The sequence below is a fragment of the Falsihalocynthiibacter arcticus genome, from assembly GCF_000812665.2.
Classification (GTDB): Bacteria; Pseudomonadota; Alphaproteobacteria; order Rhodobacterales; family Rhodobacteraceae; genus Falsihalocynthiibacter; species Falsihalocynthiibacter arcticus.
In genome coordinates this window covers 3,898,503-3,916,029 of sequence record NZ_CP014327.1, presented here as the reverse complement: position 1 = coordinate 3,916,029, position 17,527 = coordinate 3,898,503, and the positions used below count along the sequence as shown (strand labels likewise).

The window sequence follows — 17,527 nt, the reverse complement described above, 5'->3', positions numbered from 1 at the left end:
GTCGGGGAGGCGCAGAGATGGTACGTAGCCATAGGCAGGAGCAGATTCTCGCGCTTCTCGGGGCGCGGGGAAAGGCTGCAATTTCCTATCTGGCCGATGAATTCGAAGTCTCCGACGAGACGATCCGCCGTGACCTCAAGGCCCTTTCGGAAGCTGGTTCCGTCGAAAAGTTCCACGGAGGGGTGCGTCTTCCACTGCCTCGTGCAGAGGCCTCCTTTGATCGACGTCTATCAGAAAATTCGGCTGCAAAGGCTGCCATCGCCACGCGCGCCGCTCAGCACATCCGTGAAGGGGCGACGCTGCTGTTAGACAACTCAACGACGGCCTGTTTTTTCGCCGAGGAACTGACGAGGCGCGAGCCAATGACAATCCTCACGATCTCTTTGGAAATTGTTCAGATTTTGAATGCTGGCGGGGGGCAGCACCGTGTGATCTTGCCAGGAGGGGAGGTGCGTTGTTCCGACCGAACCGTGACGGGAGCCGGCACAATTAGTTACCTTTCAAGCTTTTCTCCAAGTTATTTCATAATGTCGGTTGTTGCAGGAACCGCTGGCGGTTGTCAGGATTTTGATCTTTTCGAGGTTGAGTTCAAGCGCGCGATGATCGCCTGCGCGGATGAAACGATCCTCATGATGGATTCCAGTAAATTCGGAAAATCCGGCCTGATTCATGTCTGCGACTGGTCAGACGTGGATGTGCTGGTCACTGATGGCGCCCCAACTGATATCGCAGATCAGTTCGAGCACGGACACCAGCTATTGTTGACGGCAAAGGTGGGTGGCGGGGCATGAAAGCACATACCAATTCGGTAGCTTTCACGAAAATCACCCTGCGACTGGCTGAAACTGCACGCCCGTTTGCCAAATCCCATTTTCGAACATCCTCGAATGTTGAAGGCAAAGCAGACAGCAGCCCTGTGACCGAAACGGAGCAAACGGCTGAGAAAAGCGTGAAGACCATTTCGTATGTAACCTGTCCAAAACATAGTATTCTGTAAGAGAAGTTTGGCGTCACCGATTATGATGCCCGAGACCTGTGAGTGCTGGACTCTATTGATACCAGAAGGTTCATTGCAGGTGTGCGGCGGTTTGGTCCGCGGATCGCGTTGCTCGAATATTAGCGGGCAGTTTTAGGTGCGATCGACATGCCTGGTTGATTTAGTCTTCCAGATCACCGTCATCCGGAGTGGTGTTCAGGTAAACTCGCCCAATCGCCTTAACCAATGGAATGTTCAAAAAGGTGACTATGCCTGCGGCAATAAGAAGTCTGATAGAAATATTTAATGGCAGAGGATCAGTTTCATCAGCATACAGGGCAACGATGACGGCGATCACCAAAAACCATATGACCAAATTTCGCAGGTCACGGAATGTGAACAGATTTAGAATTTGCGATACCTTGCATCTCTAAGTATTCTGACTTTGCGCCTGCCACTATCCAGTGGCAGCGATCATCCGCAGGGTCAATTTTTTCTATTTTGCACCGCAGGTTTGGTCGTAAATCAGCGATTGAATGAATTCGGGGTCAGTGCGGTTTCTTCAAAGCTGGTGCGCTCAATCGGGTCCGGAAAACTTGCAAGATGTACTGCAACCCTTGATGGAAATAAATAAGGTGTCACGCGGTGGAAACTGGCGCAGTTCAATCGACCACGCCAGCGCATTTACCTATTCTCCGAGTGCGATACCTTCGCGGCGCGGATCTGCGCCACCCTTCAGCTGATCACCTATGGAAATCGCGTGTAGTCCTGAGTTCAGTCCGCGGGTTTCGACTTCAAAGCCAAGGGAGGTGAGCGGTTCCACAAGTGCCACGGCACTGGTGCCTTCTTCTACATCATAGGTGCCAAAGCGATTCACCAAATGAGGCATAGAAACGGCTTGTTGCACATCCATGCCCCAATCCACATGCGCGATGATCGCTTGCGCGACGTAACCGATGATGCGGCTGCCGCCCGGACTTCCGATAACGAGGACAGGCGTGCCGTTTTCCATGACAATTGTTGGCGCCATAGATGATCTTGGGCGCTTTCCCGGTTCGATCCGATTGGCGATCGGAAACCCATCTGAATGGGTTCGGAAGCTGAAATCCGTCAGCTCATTGTTCAGAAGGAAGCCGCGCACAAAGAGGCGACTGCCAAAGCCGTTTTCAATCGTTGTGGTCATCGAAAGCGCATTTCCATAGCTGTCAACGATTGAGATATGGCTCGTGGAGGGCAGTTCAATGGATTGGTCGTCCGCCAAGAGCATGGCGTGGTCCCACGCCGGCTCTCCAGGGGCAACCGTTTCCAGCGCTTTATCCGTGGCTTCAATCTGGTTGGCGCGCCCCTCAATATAGAATGGGTCAGCTAAACCTTTTGTCGGCATTGGAACAAAATCGCTGTCGGCCATGTAACGGCCCCGATCTGCAAAGGCGAGGCGCGAGGCGTCGCCAATAATGCGCCAACTTTCGGGGTTTTCCGCTCCAAGCGCTGGCAAATCGAATTGTCCGGCCATGCCGAGAATTTGCCCAACCGTCAGCGCGCCAGAGGAGGGCGGCCCCATGCCGCAGACATCCTTTTGGCGATACGCAACACAGACCGCTGGCCTCTCAATCACACGATAATCCTCGAGGTCACTCATGGCGAGCAATCCAGGGTTACCGTCAGCATTACGCACGGCCTCCACGATATCCTCTGCAATCGGGCCGCTATACATTACGTCCGCACCGTGCAAAGCAATCTGTCGAAGAACATCGCCATAGGCTTGGTTTGTGATCGTAGTTCCGGCTACAAGGGGGGTGCCATTTGGGACAAAATAATCCGCCGTCGGGCCAAACCGACCCAGGCGTTCGGCGTCATCTGCAATGGAGGATGCCATCCGTTCGGAGACAACAAACCCTTGTATTGCATGGTCGATGGCCGCATCGAAAAGACCACTCCAATTCGCGCGCCCCCAGCGACGGTGTGCTTCTTCCATGAGGCGCGGCGTGCCGGGTGTTCCAACCGAAAGGCCACCAACCACTGCATCAAAAAAGCTGAGCGGTTCGCCGTTTTCATCCTGAAAAACCGTTGGCGTAACGGCCGTGGGTGCGGTTTCCCGACCGTCGAGTGTTGTGAGTTTGCCCGTCTTTGCATCGTACCAAACAAGAAAAGCACCGCCACCAAGACCCGAGGATTGAGGTTCAACCAATCCCAGAACCGTTTGGACCGCGATCAACGCATCAGCGGCAGTACCGCCGTCGCGCAACACATCGGCACCCGCCTCGACGGCCAAAGGATTGGCCGCCGCAATCATCCAATCGTCGGCAATAACAGGGGCGCCGCTGGCCTTCGTCGCTATCGCGGCTTCCGCAGCATCGCTTAACCCCGAAAAGACGACTGTGAGTTCCGTCTCCGCCTCAGGAGCAACCGTATCCGTAGTCGTTTGAGCGTTGATTTGACCGGAAATAAAAGTTGCTAGCGCGGTAGCTATCAAACATTTTCGTTGAAACATATTTTTCTCCCTAAGGTGAATTAATACCTCAGGATAGGTGGCGTGTGACGGGTGGGGCAAGAATATTTTGGGTCTTGCCTCACACCAGGGTAACGTACTGTAACTAAATCAATAATCTCTCTTCAGTTTAGATTAAAGTTTGGGTTCGTCGGCGATTTTGACGAAGTAAGTCACATTTAGACGGGACGAAAAATCCGAACTTCCTCCAGCGACGGGCATGGATTCCATGGCGTCCGACTTCAATATGGAGCGCATGGGCACAGGATAATTTCCGTCATTTGGCTCAATTACTGACTGGATGCCGATGATTTCAAGTCCAAGCGCTTCTGTATAAAGGCGCGCTTGTGAAATGGCATCCGCTGCGGCTCCGATCCGAAGTTTATCCATATCAACGGTCCCTTTTTGAGGCACCATCTGCACTGAGTCGATGCGGTTAACACCCGCATTTGTCGCAGCAGTCATCACATCGCCCAGGATATTGATGTCACTAACATAAATATGAACGCTATTGTTCATCTCATATCCAGTGAGAGCGCCGGTCTCTTGGTTTGCGGTTTGGCGCAGAGATATGTTGTCGGTTTCGAAGTCCGAGATATCTACCCCAAGACCTTGCACCTTTGCAAAGACGGTAGCCAAAAGATCCGTATTGGCCTGAACGACCTCTGAGGAGGTGACTCCATTGGTTTGCACACCAAAGGTAACTTGCGCCGCGGTATTTTCGACGACTTGGATTGCTTCTCCGGTCACGGTGAGTGTGCCGGCATCAATGTCGAGATCCTCAGAAGCTAGGGCTGCAAGGGGCATTGCGAGCGCAAAAAACGTTGCGCTAATCATAAATGGCTTCTTCATATTTCTTTCCTTTGGTGATGTGGCTTTCTAAAGAGATAGTGTTGAAAGTGGTTGCTGAAAAGGTCGGTGGCGATATTTCATTTGAGCCTGTTCCGTGGGTCGCAAGCAATGCCGATAAGGGTTTTCGGAGTGCGTGCGGATGCCCCGAGCGCGTATCACTTCGTTGATCAGGTCAAGGCCTAAGCTGGCTTGGTTTGAAACCAGTCTGCTCCCAGCTCTTTCTCGCACTTGGGAGAAACAAGCCATAGAGTCGTAAATGTCACTTTGAAATCGCCCCAATTGAAGGGAAGGCTTGCCTCCAGAATGAGTTACACAACAGCACCGTGTTCTGAACGCTCTTGTTGCTGTGGAAAACGCAAATTCTGATCTAACAATGGAGGGAATGAATTATGCAAGTTATGGCAGATTTTGTACTGGCTTACGGGAGCTTTAATGGAAATCCCTACTCGGAAACAACAGCTTGGCCTGATCTCGGGGGTGCATGGCGCGGAGTTGGATGTTTCCGATAGCTTCCTCCATCTGGTGACCCAGGGTGCTTAATTGGTGTGAGATGTCATCGACGGTTAGCGCTATAAGATGCACAACGCCCCCCTTGCACTGTACACATCCACGCACGCTCAAGCGCATTTGACCGGGCAAAATCCACCGAGAAGTCAGAGTTCCCGTAGCTGAAGGTTGTCGCATATTACGCAAGCCGTTTTGAGCAGCCCCACTTGAGTGGTCCAGGTCGAAAGTTAGTGCATACTTGGCCTTTGGTCCACTGGGATGACGGCCTCTAGCGCTGGTGGGCGGTAGCCCAATGCACTGTGTCGTCGTTTGGTGTTGTAGTGTTGGAATGCCCCCAGTGAAGTGGTCCACCAATTGGGATATGATTATCCCGTTTTTAGGAGGACTAAACGATGGCTGGAAAACGAGAAAAGCCGGAAGATATTGTGCTGAAGCTTCGGCAGGTTGAAGTTTTACAAGGGCAGGGAAAGTCAGTTTCCGAGGCCGTTCGATAAATCGGCGTTACCATTCAGACTTACTATCGCTGGCGCAAGGAATATGGGGGCATGAGCCGTGATCAACTCAAACGGCTGAAGGAGCTTGAGACTGAAAACCAACGTCTCAAGCGCGTCGTGGCAGATCTGTCCTTGGACAAGATGATCCTCACCGAGGCCGCACGGGGAAACCTCTAAGCCCTTCCCGTCGCCGTTTGTGCATTGATCATGTGCGGCAAACCCTCTGCGTATCTGAGCGCAGGGTCTGCCGCACACTCGGCCAACATCGTTCTACGCAGCGCAAGGTGCCATGTGGCTTGCCTGATGAAGAGCGATTGACCGAGGATATTATCGCGCTGACGAAAGAGTTCGGACGATACGGCTATCGTATGGTCGTCATTGTTGCGCCATTGGTCCGAGCGACAATGACGACGGGTATGCTGAATAACAGCGGCTGGCACGTAAATCATAAGCGCGTAGAACGAATTTGGCGACGGGAGGGGCTTAAAGTCCCACAAAAACAGCCCAAGAAGGGTCGGCTTTGGCTGAACGACGGCTCCTGCGTGCGATTGCGGGCCGAGCGACCAAACCATGTTTGGTCCTACGACTTCGTTCAGGATCGCACTCATGACGGGCGTGTCTTTCGCACGCTGAATATCATTGATGAGTTCACGAGAGAGGCGCTGGTGATTAGGGTTAAACGCAGGCTCAATTCAACGGATGTGGTCGATGCTTTGACCGATCTCTTCATCCTTCGAGGCCCGCCCGAGTTCATAAGATCGGACAATGGCGCGGAATTTATCGCCAAGAAGGTGCGTGCTTGGATTGGGGCCGTTGGTGCCAAAACCGCGTTCATCGCTCCAGGATCACCATGGGAAAACGGCTACTGTGAGAGTTTCAATTCCCGCTTCCGCGACGAGCTGCTTAACGGCGAGGTATTCTATACGTTACGCGAAGCTCAGATCCTGATCGAGCGTTGGCGGCACCGCTTCAACACAGTCAGACCTCATAGCGCGCTGCGCTACCGTCCGCCCGCGCCAGAAAGCATAATGCCGATAGACCAGAGGCCGACCATGCACTAACATTCAAACTGGACCACCCGATGGGGGCACTCCAGTGTTTCCTCCAGCGTTCGATGATAATCTAGGCCTCATTGTACATTACGCAACCGGCCGGTTGTCCCTCCACTGAAGTTATGAGGATACCACCATGCGGCCTTGCGTGCAGTTTCAGCATGTCATTGAGGATCAATTGGAATTTGTCGGGGTCCATCGGATTGCATTCCAATGCCAATCCAACCACTCTGGGCATAACGCCCGCGCAATTTCAACATCGCCATCAGTATTGGCCATTCGTATTGTGACTTCAGTCAATTACACTCTCCAGCGATATTTCGGGCTTAATTGCAATAAGAGTGACAAACGGCAAAAAACCATACAGTAGTCCTGCCTCAGCTCTTCTGAGATACTCGGCTTCCAATGCGTCAGCGAGAGGCTGCCCGATAACCCCCGATGAAACCAAGCGCGTACTGGACATCCGGACCCACACCAATGCGCCCATCCCCGACGTAATAACGCGGTTCAGAATATTGAAATCCTTGACGGTTAGCCCAAAATCCTTAACCAATGGCTTGAGCTTGCCCACGATCCACGCATCGGTCACTGATCCATCAACAAATGCGTCAGCGCAACTTCCTAACGGGTCGCCTGGAACGACCCCCATCATTGCCTTGGAAAAATCAGCGTCGCAAATTACAAGAGTGCCACCAGGTTGCAGGATACGCGTTGCCTCAGCGACAAGTGGCTTAGGGTCTGGTACATGCGACAAAACAGTATGCAGGATGACAACATCGGCGCAGGCTGCGTCAAGAGCGAGGTTTGCTCCATTGCCGATTGAAAACGTCAGGTTGGGTCGATTTCCTGCCAGTTCTTTTGCCTTATTTGTCAATGCCGTGGAAGGCTCTACTCCTAAAATCGAACAGGCTGGAAATCGATCTGCAATCCGTCGGGCTATACCGCCGGTACCTGATCCAATATCGACTATTTGGCCTCCGTCTGGCACTTTCAAAGCATCGAGGTATGCGTCAAGTACCGGGAGCATACTCGAATCTTCTGCTCTCGTTTCCAAGGCGGCTGCGATGATTTCAATCATCTCGGGAGAGGCCGCATCAACGTCTTCAAATGGGTCGGGCATAAATTACCTAAAATGCTCAGAAGCGTGTCTGCCAACAGGGAGGAACACCAAAAAATATATCCTATCTTCGTCTACATGCGCGAGTCGACGCAACATACTTATCGATGGTTGTCGTATTTTGCACCCGAAGCAGTCAATACGGCTGTTTTCTGGTAATGGACCTGCCCCGTTTTCGTGCCACGCTAACGAACTGACAAAATGGGCTCACAAATTTTCCTTACAATAGACTTCATCACGGAAAAGAACTCTGGACCTGCGACGTAGATGCCGGATTACCGATCTTGAACGTCATGCTTAAACAATAGGCTGTGCCCACGGCGGACTGCCAGTTTTTCAGGATGATACAAATTCTCAACGTCTTTTAAGTCTCAAGGGCGGCATGATCTAGCGACGCGGAGCACGGCATGTTAGGAAAAGTGACCCAGCCCAAAAATGTGAGTTGAGCTTCAACGAAAGATCCAGCGCGTTCAATCGGCCCAAAAATAGCGAACCTTCTCGGACAGATTTATCCCGACATTGATAGCGCTATTCCGTCCAGCATGGTCATTGATGCCTTCTGGCCTGAAGGCACCGAGAGGCGTCAGCGCGGACGTGTTCCTGGAAATACGCTTTGGTCGCAAAAAGACGCTCTGCTGATAACCTATGGGAATTCGATCACGGATGGGGCGCACAAGCCGCTGGATCTTCTGTCTGATTTCTTGGGGACCTACTTGAAGGGCACGCTGAACGCCGTGCATATCTTGCCCTTCTTTCCCTATACCTCGGATGATGGGTTTGCGGTTTCGGATTTTCGCAGCGTTAATTCGCAGCTTGGGGACTGGCCTGATATTAACCGTATTGCCCAAGATTTCACGCTGATGTCCGATTTGGTGTTGAACCATGTTTCGAGCCAAGGCTATTGGTTCAACGCCTACCGGCAAGGCCAAGCGCCTTATGATAAGTTCTTCTTTGAAGCATCGCCCGAGGACGATCTGCGTGCTGTGGTTCGGCCGCGCACGACTCCGTTGCTGAGCGAGGTTGAGACAAGCACAGGCCCGCGCCATGTTTGGTGTACTTTCAGTCATGACCAGATTGATTTGGATTTCCGCAACTCCGGGGTTTTGCTGGAGTTCCTGCGGATCATCCGCCTGCATGTGGACAACGGTGTGCAGATTATTCGTCTCGATGCTGTGGCATTTTTGTGGAAAGAAATCGGCTCCCCATCTATCCATTTGCCGCAAACCCATGCTGTGATTAAGTTGATGCGGTTACTGTGTGACTTAGCGGCAGAGAAGATCATTCTTCTGACAGAGACCAATGTGCCTAAGGCAGAAAACCTAAGCTATTTTGGGGAGAACGACGAGGCCCACGCAATTTACAATTTCCCGCTGCCTCCGTTGATTTTGCATGCCATGATGTCTGGCAACGCCCAGTATCTTCGGCAACGGCAACGGCAACGGCAACGGCAACGGCAACGGCAACGGCAACGGCAACGGCAACGGCAACGGCAACGGCAACGGCAACGGCAATGGCAATGGCAACGCGGAATGCCGCCAGCTCCCATGGGCTGTGCATATTTGAATTTCACGGCAAGCCATGATGGGATCGGGATGCGCCCCGCCGAAGGGTTGTTGCCCGAGGACGAGAAACAACAGGTCATTGATACGGTCAAAACCATTGGTGGCATGGTCTCGATGCGCACAATGCCCGATGGTAGCGAAAGCCCCTATGAGTTGAACACCACATTTTATGACGCCATGTCGCACACCTTTTCGGGCCCAGATGAGCATCATCACGCGCGGTTTATTTGTTCGCAGACCATCGTCATGTCGCTTGAGGGTATTCCCGCGTTTCATCCCAATGCCACGCAATTCACCGTAAATATGGGCGATGAACGTGTGTTTGGTATCTGGCGTCAAAGCCTTGATCGGCGCCAGTCCATTTTCGCGTTACATAATGTCAGCAATGCCAATGTGACAGTTCCCGCAGCAGCGCTCAATCTTATTGAGGATCAGGACTGGGTTGATTTGCTCAGTGGCGCCGCAATTGACGCCACTGCCTCCGAGGTTACCGTCGCCCCTTACCAATGCCTGTGGATTACCAATCGGATCTAAACAAATTCCGCTTCATCGGCGGCGACGGCGCTACGCAGTTCGGCAAGAAAGCTGGGATCAGCCGAGTGGATGCGGTTCCATGTTGGGATAAACGGTGTCTCGTGCGGGTGGTCCAAAAAGAATTGGCCAGCACGCATGATGTTTTCCGCAAAAAGCTCGATCGCGCGTTCTTCTTTGTGGCGGTCAATGCTGAGACCATTCATTTTAGCGTCATTATAATAGGATTCCAGTACATCAAGCGCACAGCGGTAGTACGTAGCTTTGAGGGTACGGAAGACATTCGGGGTAAAGACCGTGCCATCGGCCGCGAGTTTCCGGAAAATCGCTTTGCAAATGTCGGTAGACATACAACTCAAACCGGCATTGGCGTCATCTTCACTCAGCACCTGATGCTTGTGATCGTATTGATCCGCGATTTCCACCTGACAGACCGCTTGTGGGGCCAGATTGCGCCAAGCTTCGGATAGAATACCGATTTCCAGACCCCAATCTGAAGGTATCCGTAGATCGGGTAGCATCGTTGTGTGCATGGCGAATTCACCGGACAGTGGATAGCGAAAGCTGCGCAGGTAATCGATGTAATCGCGGTCTCCGACAACTTTCTTGAGGGCAATCAACAGTGGACTGACCAGCAAACGGGATACACGTCCATTCAACTGCTCCTGTCCGACGCGTGCATACAGGCCTTTGGCAAGTTGATAGGGGAAATTCACGTTGGCCACCGGATAGATCAGCCGCGCAAGCAATTCGTTTGTATATGTCAGGATGTCGCAATCATGGATTGCCATCACAGCGCTGTCCTGACAGCCGATAAGATAGTCCCGCCAATACAATCAAGGCTCCCACCAGGATTTTTGGTACACTTATTCGATTGTCGGTTTTGGTCTTGAGACCCCAATTGAGGCCAAGTTGGAAGGCAGTGATTCTTAGGGTGAGTAGCGTAAAGGTCGAGAGTATCTATATAAATCTCCATTAGGTTGTTATATAGAAGCTTGATGTTGCTAAGTTTTCAAGGGAATCTGTCAGGGGTTGCGATGCCCAAGTGCCATGCCGTCATTCGTGGGATGTGCGGCGAATGGCAGCCTAGAGCCCATTTTACAGGATGCTGTACAAGGCATCAATGTCCGCTCTACAATCGAATAAACCAAGTGCCGCTGACGGTACTGACGATCGAATTGGAGTTGAGGGCGTAAGGTTTTGTCCGCATTCCCGCGCGTTAAATTCGTTTATCTAACGCGCGGCAAATAGCCGGTTCGTGTCCAAATTGGCGTTAGCCATGTGGAAGGAGTATGCTTCCGGGACCGCCAATTCAATTTCCCAATGGCCACTTTTTGAGGCCATTAGCGAAGAACAACATTCCACACGGGCCGGTACCACTTCACGTCCAGTCAATTATGAAAAACACAGATAAAGGATGACGATCCGTTCCGGCCTTTAGCCTTCCTGAGGTATATTTATAAATAAAAGTAAAAATGACGGGGATAAAAAACCGAGTGAAAAAAAATAGACCAAAAATAAACAATACTAGCTGTGGGTATAAATCGTCTGTTACCCATTGATAGTGCCACATGACGAGCGAAATAGCCGTCGCAATTGCGAAGAGACCGGAGACTTTACAGTTCCAATAAAAATCTATCTTTTTTAATTATTTCGCCAATCTATTGCGCTTTGTCATACGAACTAGGCCCTCGAAAGAATAAGGCACCTACTGCTGTTGCCACCACGAAAGCAAGTCCTTTGAAGGTCAGAGATGACTTTTCTCACCATGGTCTACGTGTAATAGAAGCCATTCACTGCTCAAGCAATAACGCCTTCCAAAAACGACGTTTGTTGAACGCTTAGTTTTCTGGAAGCCGCCATTGGCGCAAATGCCGTAAACGGCAACTAGGTCCGCATAGCAGACCATAGTTACCCGCGAAGCTATTGTCTGCATTGATCCCATACGGGTCCCATATATGAGGCGGGGGAGTCCTTATTGTTAATCTAATGGGAAATCCTATTGGACCCCATTTTTCACCGAGTAATATTTTCTTAACTATATGATTTATAGTTATAAATAATATCTAACCATCGATGATTAGCCCTATGATCACCAAACCTACTTATCAATGAACAGGGATACCTGCTGATATTTAGGAGCCCTCAACCGATACCTCTGGAACAAGCCCTACGCGCTCCTCGAATACCGGTTTCATCACATCGGTTGCCTCCGCCTCAAGCCTATTGGTGCGATTTTACCATTCACTCTCTAAGAACCTCTAGGCGATCCGCCACGCCATGCCGCGCGGCGGCTTCCTGGCTGCTATGACCAAGGATCACCTTGCTGATTTCTTCGGGACAGCCAACATTGCGCAGGCCATCCTTCTTCTTATGGCGCAGACTGTGCAGGGATTTCTTGGGGTCGGTGATCTGTTTCCGCAGTTTCTTCATCATGGCTGCTGATGCGGCTGTATTGCCGTCGGGGCGACCGTAGCGGGGGAAGACAGGATTACCACCCTCCCTAGCCAGAGCATAGTTTGTGGGGGCTTCCACGGCCCTGGATGACAGGGGGATGAGCCGTTCACTTGAGGCGGTTTTTAGCGCTCTGATGCTGTTCGGTCGGATGCTCAGGTTGCGATGTTACAGATCAATGTCGTCAACCACAATCCCTGTGACCTCATTCACCCGTGCTCTTGTGCCCCAGAGGGTCAGATAGATGGCCTGATGGTCCTCTTGGCTGCCCATACTTGCCGAACCACCTTCTGCTTCCTCAGCTGACAGAGGGAGGCGGTCCTTGGCTGGCTGTCCTGCGCCTTTAACCTTCAAGTTGTGGAAGGGGTTGATCGCTGCAATCCCACGCTCCTGAATAGCATGGTTCACCACCGCCCTGACAACGTTGATGTACCGGGTGACACTGTTGGGGGGCAATGCGCTCAAGCAGATAGTCTCGGTAAGGGACGTTCGCGACATCTGCGCTAGAGGTCGGCTTGAGACTTAGCTTCAATCGCAGCACTCGACATTAAGGGCAGTTAGCAGACTTTGCGTCCTCTAAGGGCAATGGGTGGACGACCGCAGTCAAGCCGTTGCCATTCCAGCACCGGATAGCTGCATTCTGGAAGGACATTCCATGGCTAAAGGTAAAAACAGCAACAAAGAGGCGAAGAAGCCTAAACAAGAGAAACCGGAAGTCTCTGCAACAGCGAAATAAAACGCTGGCAGACCCTCACTTTCAATTGCAGGAAACAAGGTGAAATAGTGCTTTGAGGGCAACTGCAACGGGCCTGATCTTCGGGACGATAAGTCCAAAATATAGTTCTCCGCCCTATTGTAGTAGCCTCTCACCATAGCCACTTCATTGATACTGGCACTCAAGTGTGGCGAGTGCCAGTACGTCTCTTACTATGCCACCCATCCCCGAAAATCTTCAAAAAGAGTATTTCCATGTTGTTTACCCCCCTACATGACCGTGTTTTGGTGCGCCGCATCGAAGAAGACGAAAAGACATCGGGCGGCCTAATCATCCCCGAAACTGCCAAGGAGAAACCGCAAGAAGGCGAAGTCGTTTCCGTTGGTGCCGGAGCAAAAGACGACGCTGGCGTACGCATCGCAATGGACGTCAAAGCAGGCGACAAGATTCTGTTCGGCAAGTGGTCTGGAACTGAAATTAAGATTGATGGCGAAGAGCTGATGATCATGAAGGAGAGCGACATTCTCGGCATTATGGCCTGAGCGAGGCTATCCCTTTCACACATCTTTCATTTAGGAATACAGACATGTCTGCAAAAGACGTCAAATTCGGCACGGACGCTCGTGACCGCATGCTCAAGGGCATCAATACTCTCGCTAACACTGTGAAGGTCACACTGGGTCCCAAGGGCCGCAACGTGGTTCTCGACAAGTCCTACGGCGCGCCACGCATCACCAAAGACGGTGTCACGGTCGCCAAAGAGATCGTACTGTCGGACCCATTCGAAAACATGGGCGCGCAACTCGTCAAAGACGTCGCATCTCGCACCAATGATGAGGCCGGTGACGGCACGACCACTGCGACGGTTCTGGCGCAGGCCATCGTCAAGGAAGGCATGAAATCAGTTGCGGCGGGGATGAACCCGATGGACCTCAAACGCGGCATCGACAAAGCTGTTGCTGCAGTTGTTGCTGAGGTTAAGAAAATGTCACGCCCCGTGGGCGACACGGCTGAGATCGCAAAAGTCGGCACTATCTCTGCCAATGGCGAAGCTGCAATAGGTCAACAGATCGCAGATGCGATGGCCAAGGTTGGCAATGAAGGCGTTATTACCGTCGAAGAGAACAAAGGCCTGGAAACAGAGACCGAAGTTGTCAAAGGCATGCAGTTTGATCGCGGTTATCTCAGCCCATATTTCATCACTGATACCGCAAAAATGACGGTAGATTTGGAAGATTGCGTCGTTCTTCTACATGAGAAAAAACTGTCATCCTTGGCACCGATGGTGCCGCTTCTTGAGGCTGTCATTCAAGCAAACAAACAGCTTTTGGTGATAGCCGAAGACATTGATGGCGAAGCGCTTGCAACACTTGTTGTGAACAAGCTTCGCGGCGGATTGAAAGTGGCGGCTGTCAAAGCACCCGGTTTTGGAGATCGTCGCAAAGCAATGCTCGAAGATATTGCTATCCTGACCGGCGGGCAGGTGATTTCTGCCGAATTGGGCCTCAAGCTTGAGACTGTCACTATGGACATGCTCGGGGATGCCAAGAAGGTCACTATCACCAAAGACGCAACAACCGTTATCGACGGGGCAGGTGACAAAGCGGCGATTGCGGCACGGGTTACTCAGATACGTGCGCAGATCGAAGAAACGACCTCCGACTACGACAAGGAAAAGCTGCAAGAGCGCCTCGCCAAACTCGCGGGTGGTGTCGCAGTGATCAAGGTCGGCGGTGTGACCGAGATTGAAGTAAAAGAGCGCAAGGACCGTGTCGACGACGCATTGAACGCGACACGGGCGGCTGTCGAAGAAGGCGTTGTACCGGGTGGTGGTGTCGCATTGGTGCATGCTGGCAAGGTCTTGAAAGGTCTTAAAGGTGACAATCCAGATCAGTCCGCCGGTATCGCGATCATTCGCAAAGCGCTACAAGCACCCCTGCGCCAAATTGCTGAAAATGCCGGCGTTGATGGGTCGGTCGTTGCTGGAAAGATTATTGAGAACACCAGCAAGTCATTTGGCTATGATGCCCAGTCAGAACAGTACGGCGATATGCTAAAGGCTGGTATTATTGACCCGACCAAGGTCGTTCGGATAGCTCTTCAACATGCCGCTTCTATCGCGGGGCTCTTGATCACAACCGAGGCGATGATTGCCGACAAACCCGCAAAGTCAGGCGGGCACAGTATGTCCGATATGAATAACATGGGTGGTATGGGCGGCATGATGTAAACGACACCTTAAATGCAGCCCGCAGACATCAATCTGCGGGCCTCGCCTATTCTTTAACTCTGATACTCAGGTTCTCACTCGCACATTTCTGCAACAAACGCGCGGTTGAACCCGCAATCCCGTGGCTCTGAATCTCGCTACATACCGCGTACGCAGTGTAGGCAAAGCACGGTGCGTCTTTGATCAAATGCAACCAACCAGCTTTGACTTCTGGCTCGATAGATCTTCGCGGAAAATATCCGAACCCAAATGCGGCCTTTAAATACTGTAACGCTAACTTGAACAAAAGCTGACGTTTTTTCCCGCTGCAGCAACCGGTAAAGAGGGCTCAAACCGGACCTTAGCCGCAAGCAGCTTAGATGACTGCTTAGCGGATGGTGTCGTCTAATCGCATAGTGTTTTGCAAGTATTTTTTGTACATCTTCCATTATGAAATAACAAACCCCGACTTCGCGATCATAGGTCTTTCGGCCCTCAATGTCGCAAACCATGAAGGAAGCCTTATGCATCAAGTCCGCGACAAACAGCTTCCCTTTTATGTAAGCCTCTTCGCATTCACGCCTACTGGGGCGTAATACATCGATGATAGCCCCGCATAGCGTCACACTGTCCAGCCCAACTGAATACCGTACCATGCTGAGCGCAATGACTATCGATCGAGGCGTGAAACGATGGAGGATTGGGCATTCACCACCAAGGGTCTGACCGATACCTACGTTACTATGCGACGACGCCCGAGTCGGAAGCCCGCGTGAAGTTTGGATGGTTTGCTCGTTCTTTCTGCAGTCTTCTGGTCAAAGTTATCACACAGTTCACGCGACAATCTTTGAACCGATTTGATAAATCCAGTATCCACACTTTCGGCGGCCATGTTAGCACCTTTGACCCGGACGAAGAATCTGGCCCAATGAGTGTTGCGATGTAACTGTTTCGTGAGCCCCACACCGCCGGACTTCCGGTTTTGGAGTGCGGCCGTGTGAAGCAAACATGGTTTTAAATCCGGGCCTTAGGCTCGAGTCTCAGACTATCCCATACCTCTATTTAAGCTTTGAAAGTGCGGTGCGGATTTTGTCGACGGCTCTGTCAACGTCTTGCAATTTGTCCAAACCAAAAAGCCCAAGGCGGAATGTCCGAAAATCTTCTGGCTCATCACATTGCAAAGGAACACCGGCCGCAATTTGCATACCCTGTGAAGAAAATTTCGCGCCATTTTGGATGGCAGGATCGTCGGTATAAGACACGACCACACCCGGGGCTGCAAATCCTTCTGCGGCAACACTTGGGAAACCGTTCGCAACCAAAAGTTCACGCGTTTTTACTCCCAATTCAAGCTGATTGGATTTCAACGTGTCAAAACCGATCTCCTTGGCTTCCAACATCGCATCGCGAAACTTAGCCAATGCGTCAGTTGGCATTGTCGCGTGATAGGCATGGCCGCCGTTTTCATAGGCCTGCATGATTTGAAACCATTTCGCCAGATCACAAGAAAAGCTTGTGCTTTGCGTTTGACCAAGACGCTCAATCGCCAAATCGTTCATCATAACCAAGCCCGAGGAGGGCGAAGCGCTCCAGCCTTTTTGCGGCGCGGAAATCAGAACGTCAATGCCGAGGTCGTCCATGTTAAGCCAAACAGTACCCGATGCGATACAGTCGAGGACAAACATGCCGCCATAGGAATGAACCGCCGTTGTGATCTCGCGAATGTAATCTTCGGTGAGCATGATGCCGGAAGATGTCTCGACATGGGGCGCAAAAACCACGTCTGGCTGCTCATCCAAAATAGTCTTAACCACATCCTGAATCGGCGGGGGAGAGAAGGGGGCTTGATGGTGGTTACCTGTGCGGCGTGCCTTAAGGACGGTGGACGAGGCCGGAATATCCCCCGCTTCAAATATCTGCGTCCAGCGATAAGAAAACCACCCGTTCCGAATAACCAAAGCCTTGCGATTGTTGACAAATTGGCGTGCAACTGCTTCCATCGCGTAGGTGCCGCCACTAGGAACAAGGGCCACACCCTGCGCTGCGTAAACGGATTTCAACATACCAGAGATATCGTTCATAACGCGTTGAAAGGATTTAGACATATGGTTGAGAGATCGGTCCGTAAACACGACTGAAAATTCCGCCAAACCGTCTGGATCAACTGTGGAGCCTTGGTGAGTCATTCTTGCTATCCTATTTGTTTACATCACCGAATATATAGTGCGTTCAATCGAGTTGGCCACCTTTCTTCGAGTGGAGCTGCTAAACAGATTAGCATCGGATCGGCGAGGGCGTTCAATGGAAAAGGCTGAGAACTTGCACAACCAGCCTCGTTTTGATTGATAAAAGGGGTGATCTGTTCTGTTTAGAGTTGAACAGATAGGCCTTTCATCGTGTGTAATCGCTAGTTGAACTGCGACTTTTGAAGTGGGGTGAGTTTGGGCCTAATTGTGACGAGTCGTTATTTGATGCACTGCATCTGGTTTGAAATCATCACTGAATTTTGCATTTCCAATAGTCATCCCTTTGCCGCAAAATTATGCAAGAAAGTGTCTCCAAACCGGATT

Annotated in this window: 13 protein-coding genes and 3 pseudogenes; 7 read left to right on the top strand and 9 right to left on the bottom strand. The window is 51.5% G+C overall.

Annotation, left to right across the window (positions count from 1 at the left end; genetic code table 11):
- Positions 1–17 precede the first annotated feature (17 nt).
- Both RC74_RS19230 and RC74_RS19225 read left to right on the top strand, forming a co-directional pair.
- Positions 18–791: a DeoR/GlpR family DNA-binding transcription regulator gene (locus tag RC74_RS19230; protein ID WP_052275043.1), complete on the top strand. Its 774-nt coding sequence runs from the start codon at positions 18–20 to the stop codon at positions 789–791.
- Positions 788–997, top strand: coding sequence for an FIG domain-containing protein (locus tag RC74_RS19225; protein ID WP_052275042.1), 210 nt, complete (start codon positions 788–790; stop codon positions 995–997). The genes RC74_RS19230 and RC74_RS19225 overlap by 4 nt, the downstream gene beginning before the upstream one ends.
- 160 nt (positions 998–1,157) lie before the next feature.
- On the opposite strand, the gene RC74_RS19220 is transcribed toward RC74_RS19225, so the two are convergent.
- The 4 genes and pseudogenes from RC74_RS19220 to RC74_RS23800 all read right to left on the bottom strand — a co-directional run.
- Entirely contained in the window at positions 1,158–1,334 is a 177-nt protein-coding gene (locus tag RC74_RS19220; RefSeq protein WP_236939987.1) for a hypothetical protein, read from the bottom strand.
- A 330-nt stretch (positions 1,335–1,664) separates the two neighbouring features.
- On the bottom strand, positions 1,665–3,467 hold the full coding sequence (ggt, locus tag RC74_RS19215) for a gamma-glutamyltransferase (RefSeq protein WP_039003806.1): 1,803 nt from the start codon (positions 3,465–3,467) through the stop codon (positions 1,665–1,667).
- A 132-nt stretch (positions 3,468–3,599) separates the two neighbouring features.
- A complete protein-coding gene (locus RC74_RS19210) occupies positions 3,600–4,316 on the bottom strand; it encodes an SIMPL domain-containing protein (protein ID WP_039003805.1) in 717 nt (238 codons plus the stop codon).
- A gap of 734 nt (positions 4,317–5,050) precedes the next feature.
- Positions 5,051–5,146: pseudogene (locus tag RC74_RS23800) on the bottom strand (hypothetical protein); the annotation flags it as partial.
- Positions 5,147–5,215: 69 nt separating this feature from the next.
- On the opposite strand from RC74_RS23800, the pseudogene RC74_RS19200 reads away from it, so the two are divergent.
- Positions 5,216–6,378 (top strand): annotated as a pseudogene (locus tag RC74_RS19200) (IS3 family transposase).
- A 283-nt stretch (positions 6,379–6,661) separates the two neighbouring features.
- On the opposite strand, the gene RC74_RS19195 reads toward RC74_RS19200, so the two are convergent.
- Complete coding sequence (locus RC74_RS19195) at positions 6,662–7,489, bottom strand: methyltransferase domain-containing protein (RefSeq protein ID WP_052275020.1); 828 nt, start codon at positions 7,487–7,489, stop codon at positions 6,662–6,664.
- A 539-nt stretch (positions 7,490–8,028) separates the two neighbouring features.
- On the opposite strand from RC74_RS19195, the gene RC74_RS19190 reads away from it, so the two are divergent.
- Positions 8,029–9,582 carry an alpha-amylase family glycosyl hydrolase gene (locus tag RC74_RS19190; RefSeq protein ID WP_236939986.1) on the top strand — a complete coding sequence of 518 codons (1,554 nt, stop codon included), beginning with the start codon at positions 8,029–8,031 and terminating at the stop codon, positions 9,580–9,582.
- Here the strand turns inward: RC74_RS19190 and RC74_RS19185 are convergent.
- The 3 genes and pseudogenes from RC74_RS19185 to RC74_RS19180 form a co-directional block, all read right to left on the bottom strand.
- Positions 9,579–10,400 (bottom strand): annotated as a pseudogene (locus RC74_RS19185) (glycosyltransferase family protein); the annotation flags it as partial. The gene RC74_RS19190 and the pseudogene RC74_RS19185 sit on opposite strands and share 4 nt — an antisense overlap.
- Before the next feature lie 1,423 nt (positions 10,401–11,823).
- Positions 11,824–12,114, bottom strand: coding sequence for a site-specific integrase (locus tag RC74_RS22390; RefSeq protein ID WP_156477528.1), 291 nt, complete (start codon positions 12,112–12,114; stop codon positions 11,824–11,826).
- An 87-nt stretch (positions 12,115–12,201) separates the two neighbouring features.
- Complete coding sequence (locus RC74_RS19180; RefSeq protein WP_156477527.1) at positions 12,202–12,441, bottom strand: hypothetical protein; 240 nt, start codon at positions 12,439–12,441, stop codon at positions 12,202–12,204.
- Positions 12,442–12,622: 181 nt separating this feature from the next.
- On the opposite strand from RC74_RS19180, the gene RC74_RS22385 reads away from it, so the two are divergent.
- The 3 genes from RC74_RS22385 (at position 12,623) to groL (ending at position 14,978) form a co-directional block, all read left to right on the top strand.
- On the top strand, positions 12,623–12,769 hold the full coding sequence (locus tag RC74_RS22385) for a hypothetical protein (protein WP_156477526.1): 147 nt from the start codon (positions 12,623–12,625) through the stop codon (positions 12,767–12,769).
- Between the two features lie 233 nt (positions 12,770–13,002).
- Positions 13,003–13,290 carry a co-chaperone GroES gene (locus RC74_RS19175; protein WP_039003725.1) on the top strand — a complete coding sequence of 96 codons (288 nt, stop codon included), beginning with the start codon at positions 13,003–13,005 and terminating at the stop codon, positions 13,288–13,290.
- Positions 13,291–13,334: 44 nt separating this feature from the next.
- Positions 13,335–14,978, top strand: a complete 1,644-nt coding sequence (gene groL, locus RC74_RS19170; protein WP_039003726.1) for a chaperonin GroEL — start codon at positions 13,335–13,337, stop codon at positions 14,976–14,978.
- Positions 14,979–16,015: 1,037 nt separating this feature from the next.
- Here the strand turns inward: groL and RC74_RS19155 are convergent.
- The gene (locus tag RC74_RS19155; protein WP_062628364.1) at positions 16,016–17,143 is read right to left on the bottom strand and encodes an aminotransferase class V-fold PLP-dependent enzyme; all 1,128 of its coding nucleotides are present in this window, start codon (positions 17,141–17,143) and stop codon (positions 16,016–16,018) included.
- Positions 17,144–17,527: the final 384 nt, after the last annotated feature.